Below are 12409 nucleotides of genomic sequence, written 5' to 3'. Positions count from 1 at the left end.
GCCACGGACCCCGCCACCTTGGGCGGGCTCAGCCTACAGCCGCCGCAGCCCGTTTCGAAACCGTTCGGCGTTCTCGACATAGGTCGCGGCCGAGCGCTTGAGACCGGCCAGCGCCGCTTCGTCCAGCGGGCGCACGAGCTTGGCGGGAACGCCGACGATGAGCGAGCCGTCCGGGAACTCCTTGCCCTCGGTCACCAGCGCGCCGGCGCCGACCAGGCAGTTGGCGCCGATGCGCGCGCCGTTCAGAACCGTCGCGCCCATGCCGATCAGCGTGTTGTCGCCGATCGTGCAGCCATGGACGACGGCATGGTGGCCGATCGTGCAACCGGTGCCGATCGTCAGCGGAAAGCCGGGGTCGACATGCAGCATGGCCCCTTCCTGGATGTTGCTGCGCGGGCCGACGGTGATCGAGGCCCGATCGCCCCGCAGCACCGCGCCGAACCAGATGCCGACATCCTCGCCGAGCGACACGTCCCCGATCACATGGGCGTCGGGCGCGAGATAAAGGCGGTTCTCCGGCGGCAGGCGGGGGGTGAGGTCGTCGAGCGCATAGACGGGCATCGGGTCTTCTCGGCAGGGGTGGATGGGCGGGGCGCCGGTCAGCTTACATCCGGGACGCGCCTCGGTGAAACCCGGCGTGCCGGGCAAGAGGCCTGCGGACTGATGGTTGGAATAGTCCTCGCCTTCACCGCTTGTGCTTTCGCGGCGGATGCGAGCCGACGACGAGTCTGGCTTCGGTTCACCGAGGGGTCGACGGTCTCAAGCAAAGCCGGCTCTTCCGCTCGTGTGGCAAGTCTTCGCTCGCCAAACTACCCCAAATGAGTTCGTGCCGCTTAGCATCCGCGCCTCCTCCGATAAGCCGGCGTCCGCTCGGAGACGGTTCGACAACGCGACGGCGAGCTGCCGAATGATGTTCCGACACTCGCGCGGCGCCGAACCTCCATGATGCGATGGCGCGTCGGAAAGTATGGGCAGGAGCCTGCCGGTCGACCGCAGGACTTTTCACCGCTTTCGCCGCTCGCGCTTTTCGTGACGGATGCGAGCCGACGACAAGTCGCGCTTCGGTTCGATGAGGGCCGACGGCCTCAGGCGAGGTCGGCGCTCCTGCTCGCGCTGCAAGTCTTTGACCGTCCAACCCAACGCAAGTCGAGACGGCCGCCCGGTAGCGAGTTGCGCCTCGCCTGATAAGCCGGCATCAGCCCGGAGACTGTTCGACAACGCGGCGGCGGGCCGCCCAGCCGGAGGGATGCGAGGGCGCATCTGCGAAGATCGGCAAAGGTTCTCCGTGCGGCCGGGCTCGCCCAGCAGCACAGCGGGAAATCGCCGGCGGACCGAGGCGACCGGCTCGTCAAACGCTCTCAGACGCTGGGGCTGAGCAGTTCGCAGGCGGCGAGGGAGAGGGCGACGACGCCGTTGCGGATGGCGCGCTCGTCCGGCTGGTAGTCCGAATTGTGCAACTCGTCCCGCCGCCCCGGCGTCATCGCGCCGATGCCGAGCTGGAAAGCAGGCACCTTCTCGCCGATCAGCGCGAAATCCTCCGCGCCGAGCGAAGGGCGGGCCTGGAGGAGGGCGTCCTTGCCGAAATGGCTCTCCACCGCGCGCAGCGTCGCCCGCATCACGCCCTCATTGCTGACCAGCGGCGGCGTGCCGCGCTCCCATTCCAGCGCGCAGTCGACGCGCAGCGAGGCGGACACGCCGGCGCAGTGGCGGCGGATCGCCTCCTCCATCGCCGTCCGGTCGCTTTCCAGATGGGTGCGCACCGTGCCGCGAAGGCGCACCGCATCGGGAATGATATTGGGTGCCAGCCCCCCCTCGATGACGCCGAGCGTCAGCACGATGGGGCGCATCGGGTCCATCTCGCGCGAGACGATGGTCTGCAGCTGCAGGACGAGCGTCGCCGCCGCGACGATCGGATCGGCGGCGAGATGGGGCCGCGCGGCATGACCCGAGCGGCCCTTCACCGTAATCGTGAACTCGTCCGACGAGCCGCCGGCCACGCCCGGCACGAAGGAGAAGCTGCCGACCGGCTCGCCGGGATAGTTGTGGAAGCCGAGCGCGAGGTCGACGCCCTCCAGCGCGCCGTCGGCCATCATCCTGGCCGCGCCGCTGTCGGACACTTCCTCCGCCGGCTGGAACATCAGCTCGATGCGGCCCGACAGAAGCGGGGCGATGCGCTGGAGCACCTCGGCGACGCCGATCAGCGTGGCGGTGTGCAGGTCGTGGCCGCAGGCATGCATCTTGCCGGGGATGGTGGAGGCGAAGGGAAGGCCGGTCTGTTCTTGGATCGGCAGGGCGTCCATGTCGGCGCGCAGGAGCACGGTCGGGCCGGGGCGGCCGGTGTCGATCGTGCCCATGACGCCGGTGCCGCCGACCTCGGTGCGATGGGACACGCCGAGCCGGGCGAGCTCGCGCGCCACCACGCCGCTGGTGCGCACCTCTTCGTGCGCGAGCTCGGGATGGGCGTGAAGGTCGCGCCGGATGGCGACGAGCGCCGGCTCGATCTCGCCGGCGATGGCCTCGATCCGCGCCCCGATGTGATTGCTGCTCATGCGATCGCCCCATCTCTTTCGCCCGGGTTTGGCGCGGGCGCACGCGAGCCGTCTTGTCCCGCGTTTCGCCCCGGTTTTCCAGCCCGAGGGCGAGGCGCGCGAACAAATGACATTGACGTTTACGGAAGAGTATTCTGTTCCGGCGCGCCTTGCGCTACGTCATAGAGGGAGACCTCGACAACGAGGCAGGGAGGAGCGGACATGAACAAGCCGTGGCTGGCGCATTATCCCGAAGGCATGCCGGCAGAGCTGGGGCCGGTCCCCTATGCCTCTCTGGCCGATCTTCTGAACGAGGCCTTCGAGCGCTTCGCCACGCGGCCGGCCTTCCGGCTGATGGGCGTGGACCTCACCTATGCCCAGCTCGACCGCGCCTCGGCCCAGTTCGCCGCCTATCTCCAGGGCCTCGGCCTCAAGCCCGGCGATCGCATCGCGCTGATGATGCCGAACGTCTTCCAATATCCGGTGGCGGTGGCCGGCGCGGTGCGGGCGGGGCTCGTAGTGGTCAACACCAACCCGCTCTACACGCCGCGCGAACTCGAGCACCAGCTGAACGATTCCGGCGCGCGGGCGGTGGTGGTGCTGGAGAACATGGCCCATACGCTGGAACAGTGCCGGCCTCAGGTGAAGAGCGTCGAGCATATCGTGGTGACGGGAGTCGGCGACATGCTGCCGGGCCTCAAGGGGCATCTCGTCAATTTCGTGCTGCGCCACGTGAAGCGCGCGGTGCCGCGCTACAGCTTGCCCGGCGCGGTGCGCTGGCGGGACGCGCTGAAGCAGGGGCGGGCCGGGCACTTCAAGCCGGTGCGCCGCACGCCCGAGGAGCCGGCGGTGCTGCAATATACCGGCGGCACGACGGGCCTCGCCAAGGGCGCGACGCTGACCAACAGCAACATCGTCTCCAACGTGCTGCAGTCCGAACTTTGGAACTCCCCGGCGACGCGGCTGGTGCCGGCGGGCGAGCCGGTGGTGACGGTCTGCGCCCTGCCGATCTACCATATCTTCGGCTTCACCGTGAACATGATGCTGTCGCTGCGCCAGGGCGGCTGCAACCTCCTGATCCCCAATCCGCGCGACATCCCCGCCGTCATCAAGGCGCTGAACAGCGGGCCCTTCCATCTCTTTCCCGCCGTCAACACGCTGTTCGGCGCCATCGCCCGCCATAAGGACGCCGGCAGCGTCGACTGGAGCCGGCTGGTGCTTTCGGTCGGCGGCGGCATGGCGGTGCAGCGGGCCACGGCCGACCAGTGGCTGAAGCTCACGGGATCGAGCATCTGCGAGGGCTACGGCCTGTCGGAAACCTCGCCCTCGGCAGCCTGCAACATCGTCACCAGCAAGGACTACACCGGCACGATCGGCTATCCGCTGCCGTCCACCGAGTTCGCCATCCTGGGCGACGACGAGACCGAGCTGCCGCTCGGCCAGACCGGCGAGATCGGCATTCGCGGGCCGCAGGTCATGGCCGGCTACTGGAACCGGCCGGAAGACACGCGCCGCGCCTTCACGCCGGACGGCTGGTTCAAGACGGGCGATGTCGGCGTGATGGACGAAACGGGCGCGATCCGCATCGTGGATCGCAAGAAGGACATGATCAACGTGTCCGGCTTCAACGTCTATCCCAACGAGATCGAGGACGTGGTGACGCGCATGCCGGGGGTGGCTGAGGCCGCGGCGATCGGCGTGCCGGACGAGAATTCCGGCGAGGCGGTGAAGCTCTTCCTCGTGCGCTCCGACTCCAGCCTCAGCAAGGACGCGGTGAAGCAATATTGCCGCGACAACCTGACCGGCTACAAGCGCCCGCGCGAGATCGAGTTCCGCGACGAATTGCCCAAAAGCGGCGTCGGCAAGGTGCTGCGCCGCGCGCTGCGGGACTGACGGGCATGGCCGGCGGCCCGGCCCGGTCGTCGCTCGCGCCGAGCGGGCGCGGGCGGTCTCGACGGGAGACGAAGGCCGGGAGAGACGGAAGCCGGGGGAGGGCTCGATGATCCTGCATTGCGTGTGGATTCGCTTCAAGGCGACGCTTCGGCCGGAGGAGCGCGCGGCGATCTACGCGGCGCTCGCGGCGCTGCGGGACGTGATCCCCGGCATGGTCTCGGTGTCTTGCGGCCCCAACGTCTCGCCGGAAGGGCTGCAGGGCGGCTTTCTCGACGGCTTCGTCGTCACCTTCGAGAACGCGGACGCGCGCGACCGCTATCTCGTACATCCCGATCATGTCGCGGTGGGAAAGCGCATCGTCACTGCGGCCGAGGGCGGGGTCTCGGGCCTGCTCGTTTTCGATCTGGCGACGTGAGACTCCATTCCCGATGTGGATAAGCTTTGTGTACAAGAGTTTTTCGACCGCCTGACGCTGGCGAGAAACCCGCGCCGGGCCGATGCCCGCGTCCGAACCGCCCTTCGAACCAGCCACTCTTTGAACTATTGGGGATCGTCCATGTCCGACGCCGCCGAGCCGCCCCTTCCCGAACGCAAGCGCGGCTCCGGCGTCAAGATGGTCTACGACCTCCTGCGCGACGAGATCCTCGACCTCGTCCTGCCGCCGGGCAGCCCGATCGACGAGGTGCAACTGGCCGAGCGCTTCGGCATGTCGCGCACGCCGATCCGCGAGGCGCTGGTGCGCCTGTCGGGCGAGGGGCTGGTGACGACGCTGCCTAACCGCTCGGCCATGGTGTCCAACATCGACTTCCTGAACCTGCACGCCTTTTTCGACGCGCTGGTGCTGATGTACCGGGTGACGACGCGCCTTGCCGCCGAGCACCACAAGCCGGCGGATCTCGAGACGATCCGCGCCGAGCAGGCCGCGTTCGCGAAGGCCGTGGCCGCGCAGGACGCGCTCGCCATGATCGCCACCAACGCCGCCTTCCACGCCGCGATCGCGGAAGCGGGGCGCAATCCGTATTTCTTCGCGCTGTTCAACCGGCTGCTGGACGAAGGGCGGCGCATCCTGCGCATCTATTACGAGTCCTACGAGGACCGCCTGCCGCGCCAGTTCGTGGACGAGCACGAGGAGATGATCCTCAAGATCGCCGCGCGCGATCTGGCTGGTGCCGAGCATCTCGCCCGCATCCATGCCGAGCAGATCGTGGAGCAGGTGCAGCGCTTCTTCTCGCGTGGCGGCAAGCTCGACGTCGCTCTCTGATCACGTCTCGATTCTGGAATTTGCCCGTTCCAAACGGGGATAGTGACCCAGCGAGCGGCGGGTCGAACCGCCGAAAAATTCTCTGTCGAATTCCTGTCGACAAATAAAATGCAATGCGCGATATCTGGGGCAACGGCACGAGGCGGCGGAGCCACCGCATTCGGCCAAGCGCTGATGGCTCACAAGGAGTATCGCGATGACCGCATCCATCTTTTCCGGTGTCATTCCCGCCCTGATGACGCCCTGCAAGGCCGACCGGACGCCGGACTACGACGCGCTGGTCAAGAAGGGCCAGGAGCTGATCGCCGCCGGCATGTCGGCCGTGGTCTATTGCGGCTCGATGGGCGACTGGCCTCTGCTGACCGACGAGCAGCGCATGGAAGGCGTCGCGCGTCTGGCGGCGGCCGGCATTCCCGTGATCGTCGGCACCGGCGCGGTGAACACGGCGACCGCCGTCGCCCACGCCGCGCACGCCCAGAAGGCCGGCGCCAAGGGCCTCATGGTCATTCCGCGCGTCCTGTCGCGCGGCTCGGTGATCGCGGCCCAGCGCGCCCATTTCAAGGCGATCCTCGCCGCCGCGCCCGAGCTTCCCGCCGTGATCTACAACAGCCCCTATTACGGCTTCGCCACGCGCGCCGATCTCTTCTTCGCGCTGCGCGCCGAGCATCCCAATCTCGTCGGCTTCAAGGAGTTCGGCGGGCCGGACGACCTGCGCTACGCCGCCGAAACGATCACCAGCCGCGCCGACGAGGTCACGCTGATGATCGGCGTCGACACGGCCGTGGTGCACGGCTTCGTCAATTGCGGCGCGACGGGCGCCATCACCGGCATCGGCAACGTTCTGCCGCGCGAAGTGATCCAGCTCTGCACCCTGGCGCAGAAGGCCGCCAAGGGCGATGCGCTGGCCCGTCGGCAGGCCAAGGAGCTGGAAGAAGCGCTGGCCGTCCTGTCCTCCTTCGACGAAGGGCCGGACCTCGTTCTCTTCTTCAAGCACATGATGGTGCTGAAGGGCTTTGCGGAATACACGCTGCACTTCAACGAGAGCGACGCGCTCAGCGAAAGCCAGCGCGGCTATGTCGAAGCGCAGCTGACGCTCTTCGACACCTGGTATGCCGACTGGTCGAAGCGCGAAGGCCTCGCGGCCTGATTTCTTCTTTTTCGGAACATCGAACGGAAGGGCGGGCCTCGCGGGAGGCCCGCCCTTTTGGCGTTCAGGCCCTTCGGGTGTTCAGAGCGTGATCGCGTCCAGCCCCTCGGCGGCCAGCCGGTCGAGCTGCGTCCGTTCCGCCTCGCTCAAGGCGATGCCCTCTGCCTCGGCCCTGGCGCGGGCGGCGAAGCGGCGCTGCGAGGGCAGGCGGGCGCCCTGGCCGAGGATCGCCTCGAACAGCGTTTCGGCCCGCGCGAAGGGTTCGCCCTCCCGCCCGGCCGCGAAGCGCTCCGGCGAGAAGGCGAGGATCAACTCGCCATGGCTCGGCGAAAGATTGGTGGAGCCGAGCTGGCGCAGGGACTCCAGACTCGTGAGATCGCCGATCATGATACCGGCCAGAAGCTCGATCATGGTGGAGATCGCCGAACCCTTGTGGCCGCCGAAGGTCAGCATGGCGCCGGCGAGCGCGGCTTCCGGGTCGCGCGTCGACCGGCCATCCGCGTCCACCGCCCAGCCCTCCGGCAGCTTCTCGCCCGCCCGGCGCTTCAGCTCGATCTCGCCGCGCGCGGCGACCGAGGTGGCGAAATCGAACACGTAAGGATCGCTGCCGGAGCGCGGCCAGCCGAAGGCGAAGGGATTGGTGCCCAGCAGCGGCTTGGTGCCGCCCGCCGGCGCCACCGTGGCATAGCTCGGGCAGAGCGCGAGCGCGGCCAGCCCATGGGCGGTCACCGCCTCGACCTCCGGCCACAGCGCCGAGAAATGCGTGCAGTCGTTGATGACGAGCGCGGCCATCCCGAGCCGCTGGGCGCGCTCAGCCAGATGCGGCAGGCCGAGCTCGAAGGCGGGGTTGGCGAAACCGCCGCGCGCGTTGACCCGAATAATCGCCGAGCCGTCGTCGGGCGCCAGTTCCGGCATGGCCTCGGCGTTCACCTTGCCGGCTTTCACCGTGCGCAGCGCGCCTTCGATCCGGTAGATGCCGTGCGACTTGCAGGCGTCCCGCTCGCCCGCCACGATGACCCGCGCCAGCGCGCCGCTCTGGACGGCGTTCAGCCCGCCGCGCCGGAAGATCGCCTCCACGCGGGCGAACAGCGCGTCGATCGGCAGGGAGGCGGGATCGCTTGTCATGGTGCGTCCTTTGGCGGGATGGAGGCCGGAATGAGAATGCCTGCATACACTTAGCATACATCCCCCTCAAGCTTGGCCGATTGTGGCGGGTGCACTGCGATTGTGCGTGCCCGTCTTGTTCGCAACTGCAAGAATTTGCGGCAGCGATAGGGCCTTGCACACTTGTTGTATTTTCTGTTTGATGCCGCCCAGCCGACGCGCCGAACCGGGCTGCTTCGGGGGAACCAGCAAGGGGACTGTCCATGACAATCAAGGCACTCGCGCTCAGCCTGATGGCGGCCGCCGCAATCGTCGCACCGGCCAAGGCCGACAAGCTGGACGACATCATCGCGTCGGGTACGCTGCGCTGCGCCGTCGTTCTCGACTTCCCGCCCATGGGCTCGCGCGATGCCGCGAACAACCCGGTCGGCTTCGACGTCGATTATTGCAACGATCTCGCCAAGGTCCTCGGCGTCACCGCCGAGATCGTCGAGACGCCCTTTCCCGAGCGCATCCCGGCCCTGATGTCGGGCCGCGTCGATGTCGGCGTCGCCTCCACCTCCGACACGCTGGAGCGCGCCAAGACGGTCGGCATGACCATTCCCTATTTCGCCTTCGAGATGGCGGTGACGGCGAACGAGAAGTCCGGCGTCAAGTCCTTCGAGGACATGAAGGGCAAGACGGTGGGCGCCACCGCCGGCACCTACGAGGCGATCGCTCTGGAAGCGCAGGTCAAGACCTGGGGCTCGGGCGAGTTCCGCCCCTACCAGACGCAGGCCGACGTCTTCCTGGCGCTGAGCCAGGGCCAGATCGACGCCACCGTCTCCACATCCACCGTGGCGCAGGCCAATGTGAAGACCGGCAACTTCCCCGGCATCGCCGTGGTCGGCAAGGCGCCCTTCGACATCGACTATGTCTCGCTCTTCACCAACCGCGAAGAGTATGGCCTGATCAACTATCTCAACCTGTTCATCAACCAGCAGGTCCGCACCGGCCGCTACAAGGAACTCTACGCCAAGTGGGTCGGCGGCGAGGCCCCGAACCTCACGGTGCCCGGCGTCTATCGCTGAGCCACGTCTGACGGTCGGCGGCGCGCGGGGCTCCTTCCCGCGCGCCGATCCGTTTTTTCCAAGGGCGCGCGACGGCCATGTTCAACTACACATTCCGCTGGAACCAGGCGCTGCAGGCCCTGCCGCAGATGCTGAACGGCGCCCTGGTGACGCTTGAGATCGCGCTCCTGTCCATGGCGATCGGCCTGGTCTGCGCCGTCGCGCTCACCCTCTTCCGGCGTTCCGACAGCCGCATCCTGAAGGGCTTCGCCGCGACCTGGGTGGAGGTGGCGCGCAACACGCCGGCCCTGTTCCAGATCTACATGGCGCATTTCGGCCTCGGCGCCTTCGGCGTCCATCTCAGCCCCTTCACCTCGCTGCTCGCCGGCATCGCCTTCAACAATGCCGGCTATCTCTCGGAGAACTTCCGCGGCGCGCTGAAAGCCATTCCCGACACGCAGGCCCGCGCCGGTCGCTCGCTCGGCCTCACGTCGCTCCAGGCCTTCCGCTACATCCTCCTGCCGCAGATGCTGCGCATCGCCTTCCTGCCGGCCACCAACCAGATGGTCTGGGCGATCCTCATGACCTCGCTCGGCGTCACGGTGGGCATGAACACGGATCTGGCCGGCGTCACCCAGGCGCTGAACGCCAAGTCCTTCCGCACCTTCGAGTTCTTCGCGATCGCCGCCGTCATCTACTACGTCATCGCCAAGGTGGTGACGCTGGCCGCCCGGGCGCTCGCCTGGCGCCTGTTCCGGTCCTGAGGGTTCAAGCCATGTTCACCACGGCCCTCACGGTCAACGATCTTCTCTTTCTCGCCAAAGGCGCGGGCATGACGCTGGCGGTGACAGGGGTCGCCGTCACGGTCGGCACGCTGCTCGGCATCCTGTTCGGCGTCGTGCGCTTTCAGTTCGGCGCGCTCTGGTCGGCGCCGCTCACCTTCCTGCTCGACATCTTCCGCTCGGTGCCGCTCCTCATCCAGCTGGTGCTCGGCAACGCCTTCCAGTCCATCGCCAAGCTCGGCTGGGCGCCCTTCACCACGTCCTGCGTCGTGCTCTCGCTCTACACGGCGGCCTACTGCACCGAGATCGTGCGCGGCGCCATGGGCTCGGTGCCGGCCACCACGCGGCGCGCCGGTCGCTCGCTCGGCCTCACCTGGGGCCAGGACATCCGCTATATCGTGGCGCCGCTGGCCACCCGCATCGCCCTGCCGTCCTGGATCGGGCTGACGCTGGGCGTGATGAAGGATTCGGCCCTGGTGCTTTGGCTCGGCCTGATCGAGCTCCTGCGCGCCTCGCAGATCCTCGTCACACGGCTGCAGGAGCCGCTCTTCATCCTGATGATCTGCGGCCTCATCTACTTCCTCCTGAGCTTTCCCGTCGCACGGCTCGGGTCCTATCTCGAAAGGCGCTGGTCCCCCCATGATTGAGATCCGCAACGTGCGCAAATCCTTCGGGCCGCTGGAGGTCCTGAAGGGCATCGACCTCACGGTGGCCAAGGGCGAGGTGCTCACCATCATCGGCGGCTCGGGCTCGGGCAAGTCGACGCTGCTCACCTGCATCAACGGGCTGGAGCCGATCGATTCGGGCTCCATCCTGCTCGACGGCACCGAGGTTCACGCCAAGGGCACCAATCTCGACAAGCTGCGCCGCAAGGTCGGCATCGTGTTCCAGCAGTGGAACGCCTTCCCGCATCTCACCGTGCTCGAAAACGTCATGCTGGCGCCGCGCAAGGTGCTGGGCCTGTCCAAGCCCGAGGCCGAGGCGATCGCGGTGAAGCAGCTCGGCCATGTCGGCCTCGGCGAAAAGCTGAACGTCTATCCCGCCCGCCTTTCGGGCGGGCAGCAGCAGCGCATGGCGATCGCCCGCGCACTCGCCATGGCGCCGGAATACATGCTGTTCGACGAAGTGACCTCGGCGCTCGACCCGATGCTGGTGGGCGAGGTGCTGGACACGCTGCGCATGCTCGCCTCCGAGGGCATGACCATGATCTGCGTCACGCACGAGATGAAGTTCGCGCGCGAAGTGTCGGACCGCGTCGCCTTCTTCCACCAGGGCGTCATGGCCGAGATCGCCCCGCCCACTGAGCTCTTCGATGCGCCCCAGCACCCGGAAACCCGAACCTTCCTGGCGGCGACGCACTGACATGACGGCATCTTCTTCCCATGAGCCCGGCACGGTCGTGATCGGCGCGGGCGTCGTCGGCCTGTCCGCCGCGTTGGCGCTGCAGGCGCGCGGGCTCGCCGTCACCGTGCTCGACCGCGAAGGGCCGGCGGCCGGCGCCTCGGCGGGCAATGCCGGCGCCTTCGCCTTTACCGACATCCTGCCGCTCGCCTCGCCCGGCATCCTCAAAAAGGCGCCGCGCTGGCTGCTCGACCCGCTGGGGCCGCTCAGCGTGCCGCCGCGCTATGCCGCCCGCATCGCGCCCTGGATGTGGCTGTTCTGGCGCGCCTGCCAGCCGGCGCGGGTTGAAGCTGCGACAACCGCGCAGACCGCGCTGATGGACCTCTCCAAGGTCGAGCTGGAGCCCTTCCTCGCGGCCACCGGCACGCTCGCCATGCTGCGCAAGGAAGGCAATCTCCAGGTCTACGAGAGCCAGTCCGAAGTCGACGCCTCGCTGCCGGGCTGGCAGGCGAGGGAGGCGCACGGCATCGAATTCCATCACATGGACGCCGCCGAGATGGCGGCGATCCAGCCCGGCCTGTCGCCCCGCTTCACCCATGGCACGTTCACGCCCGGCTGGTTCTCCATCGTCGACCCAAAGGATTACGTGCTGGCGCTGGCCGAGCGCTTCGTTCAAGGCGGCGGGCGGATCGAGCGGGCCGGCGTCACGGCTCTGCGGCCGGAGGGCGAGGGCGTCGCGATCGAGACTTCGGCCGGGCCGCGCCGGGCTGCCAGCGTCGTGCTCGCGGCCGGCGCCTTTTCGCACCATCTCGCCCGCACGCTGGGCGAGCGCATTCCGCTGGAAACCGAGCGCGGCTACAACACGACGCTTCCGGCGGGCGCCTTCGACCTGCGCACGCAGGTCACCTTCGGCGGCCACGGCTTCGTGGTGACGCGGCTCACCAGCGGCATCCGCGTCGGCGGCGCGGTGGAGCTCGGCGGCCTCGCCCTGCCGCCCAATTTCGCCCGGTCGGAGGCGATGCTGACAAAGGCGCGGAGCTTCCTGCCGGGCCTGAACGCCGAGGGCGGCCAGCAGTGGATGGGCTTTCGCCCCTCGCTGCCCGACTCGCTACCGGCGATCGGCCGCTCGCGCGCCAGCGCCCGCGTCACCTACGCCTTCGGCCACGGCCATCTCGGCCTGACCCAGTCGGCCGGCACGGCGCGGATCGTCGCCGATCTCGTCACCGGCGCCGCGCCCGCCATCGATCTGACACCCTTCTCGCCGCATCGGTTCTGAACGCGCGCGGCGCGGCCCTGGCGCGGCG

The 12409-nt window shown here is 68.2% G+C and carries 12 protein-coding genes; 9 read left to right on the top strand and 3 right to left on the bottom strand.

The genetic code is table 11. The features are described 5' to 3' along the window. Positions 1-33: 33 nt before the first annotated feature. Positions 34-561: a gamma carbonic anhydrase family protein gene (locus M673_RS01905; protein ID WP_061973156.1), complete on the bottom strand. Its 528-nt coding sequence runs from the start codon at positions 559-561 to the stop codon at positions 34-36. A 797-nt stretch (positions 562-1358) separates the two neighbouring features. After that, positions 1359-2549, bottom strand: coding sequence for a M20 metallopeptidase family protein (locus tag M673_RS01900; RefSeq protein WP_061973154.1), 1191 nt, complete (start codon positions 2547-2549; stop codon positions 1359-1361). A 201-nt stretch (positions 2550-2750) separates the two neighbouring features. Here M673_RS01900 and M673_RS01895 point away from each other — a divergent pair, with 201 nt between their 5' ends. The 4 genes from M673_RS01895 to M673_RS01880 all read left to right on the top strand — a co-directional run bounded on the left by M673_RS01895 (position 2751) and on the right by M673_RS01880 (position 6829). Then, the gene (locus M673_RS01895; RefSeq protein WP_061973152.1) at positions 2751-4421 is read left to right on the top strand and encodes an AMP-binding protein; all 1671 of its coding nucleotides are present in this window, start codon (positions 2751-2753) and stop codon (positions 4419-4421) included. Between the two features lie 106 nt (positions 4422-4527). Beyond that, positions 4528-4836: a Dabb family protein gene (locus tag M673_RS01890; protein WP_061973150.1), complete on the top strand. Its 309-nt coding sequence runs from the start codon at positions 4528-4530 to the stop codon at positions 4834-4836. A gap of 141 nt (positions 4837-4977) precedes the next feature. Beyond that, complete coding sequence (locus M673_RS01885) at positions 4978-5682, top strand: GntR family transcriptional regulator (RefSeq protein ID WP_061973149.1); 705 nt, start codon at positions 4978-4980, stop codon at positions 5680-5682. 196 nt (positions 5683-5878) lie between these two features. Further along, positions 5879-6829 carry a dihydrodipicolinate synthase family protein gene (locus tag M673_RS01880; protein ID WP_061973147.1) on the top strand — a complete coding sequence of 317 codons (951 nt, stop codon included), beginning with the start codon at positions 5879-5881 and terminating at the stop codon, positions 6827-6829. Between the two features lie 81 nt (positions 6830-6910). Here M673_RS01880 and M673_RS01875 read toward each other — a convergent pair whose 3' ends face one another. Continuing rightward, positions 6911-7954, bottom strand: coding sequence for an Ldh family oxidoreductase (locus tag M673_RS01875; RefSeq protein WP_061973145.1), 1044 nt, complete (start codon positions 7952-7954; stop codon positions 6911-6913). 242 nt (positions 7955-8196) lie between these two features. Between M673_RS01875 and M673_RS01870 the strand changes: the two genes are divergently transcribed. From M673_RS01870 to M673_RS01850, 5 genes are all read left to right on the top strand, one after another. Continuing rightward, positions 8197-9003 (top strand): ABC transporter substrate-binding protein, encoded by an 807-nt coding sequence (locus tag M673_RS01870; RefSeq protein WP_061973144.1) that lies wholly within the window; start codon positions 8197-8199, stop codon positions 9001-9003. A 77-nt stretch (positions 9004-9080) separates the two neighbouring features. Beyond that, positions 9081-9746 (top strand): amino acid ABC transporter permease, encoded by a 666-nt coding sequence (locus M673_RS01865; RefSeq protein WP_061973142.1) that lies wholly within the window; start codon positions 9081-9083, stop codon positions 9744-9746. An 11-nt stretch (positions 9747-9757) separates the two neighbouring features. Then, positions 9758-10411, top strand: a complete 654-nt coding sequence (locus tag M673_RS01860) for an amino acid ABC transporter permease (RefSeq protein ID WP_061973141.1) — start codon at positions 9758-9760, stop codon at positions 10409-10411. Further along, positions 10404-11126, top strand: a complete 723-nt coding sequence (locus M673_RS01855) for an amino acid ABC transporter ATP-binding protein (RefSeq protein ID WP_061973139.1) — start codon at positions 10404-10406, stop codon at positions 11124-11126. Before M673_RS01860 ends, M673_RS01855 begins: the two co-directional genes overlap by 8 nt. 1 nt (position 11127) lies before the next feature. Then, positions 11128-12381 (top strand): NAD(P)/FAD-dependent oxidoreductase, encoded by a 1254-nt coding sequence (locus M673_RS01850; protein WP_061973138.1) that lies wholly within the window; start codon positions 11128-11130, stop codon positions 12379-12381. The last annotated feature ends 28 nt before the right edge of the window (positions 12382-12409 follow it).

The sequence above is a fragment of the Aureimonas sp. AU20 genome, from assembly GCF_001442755.1.
Taxonomy (GTDB): Bacteria; Pseudomonadota; Alphaproteobacteria; order Rhizobiales; family Rhizobiaceae; genus Aureimonas.
The sequence above is the reverse complement of the archived record's forward strand: the minus strand, read 5'-3'. Positions and strand labels throughout refer to the sequence as shown.

Excerpts from the sequence above, each read along its gene's own strand:
- M673_RS01850 (WP_061973138.1), top strand. The coding sequence starts at position 11,128 with ATGACGGCATCTTCTTCCCATGAGCCCGGCACGGTCGTGATCGGCGCG.
- M673_RS01885 (WP_061973149.1), top strand. The coding sequence starts at position 4,978 with ATGTCCGACGCCGCCGAGCCGCCCCTTCCCGAACGCAAGCGCGGCTCC.
- M673_RS01870 (WP_061973144.1), top strand. The coding sequence starts at position 8,197 with ATGACAATCAAGGCACTCGCGCTCAGCCTGATGGCGGCCGCCGCAATC.
- M673_RS01895 (WP_061973152.1), top strand. The coding sequence starts at position 2,751 with ATGAACAAGCCGTGGCTGGCGCATTATCCCGAAGGCATGCCGGCAGAG.
- M673_RS01865 (WP_061973142.1), top strand. The coding sequence starts at position 9,081 with ATGTTCAACTACACATTCCGCTGGAACCAGGCGCTGCAGGCCCTGCCG.
- M673_RS01890 (WP_061973150.1), top strand. The coding sequence starts at position 4,528 with ATGATCCTGCATTGCGTGTGGATTCGCTTCAAGGCGACGCTTCGGCCG.
- M673_RS01880 (WP_061973147.1), top strand. The coding sequence starts at position 5,879 with ATGACCGCATCCATCTTTTCCGGTGTCATTCCCGCCCTGATGACGCCC.
- M673_RS01875 (WP_061973145.1), bottom strand. The coding sequence starts at position 7,954 with ATGACAAGCGATCCCGCCTCCCTGCCGATCGACGCGCTGTTCGCCCGC.
- M673_RS01860 (WP_061973141.1), top strand. The coding sequence starts at position 9,758 with ATGTTCACCACGGCCCTCACGGTCAACGATCTTCTCTTTCTCGCCAAA.
- M673_RS01900 (WP_061973154.1), bottom strand. The coding sequence starts at position 2,549 with ATGAGCAGCAATCACATCGGGGCGCGGATCGAGGCCATCGCCGGCGAG.
- M673_RS01905 (WP_061973156.1), bottom strand. The coding sequence starts at position 561 with ATGCCCGTCTATGCGCTCGACGACCTCACCCCCCGCCTGCCGCCGGAG.
- M673_RS01855 (WP_061973139.1), top strand. The coding sequence starts at position 10,404 with ATGATTGAGATCCGCAACGTGCGCAAATCCTTCGGGCCGCTGGAGGTC.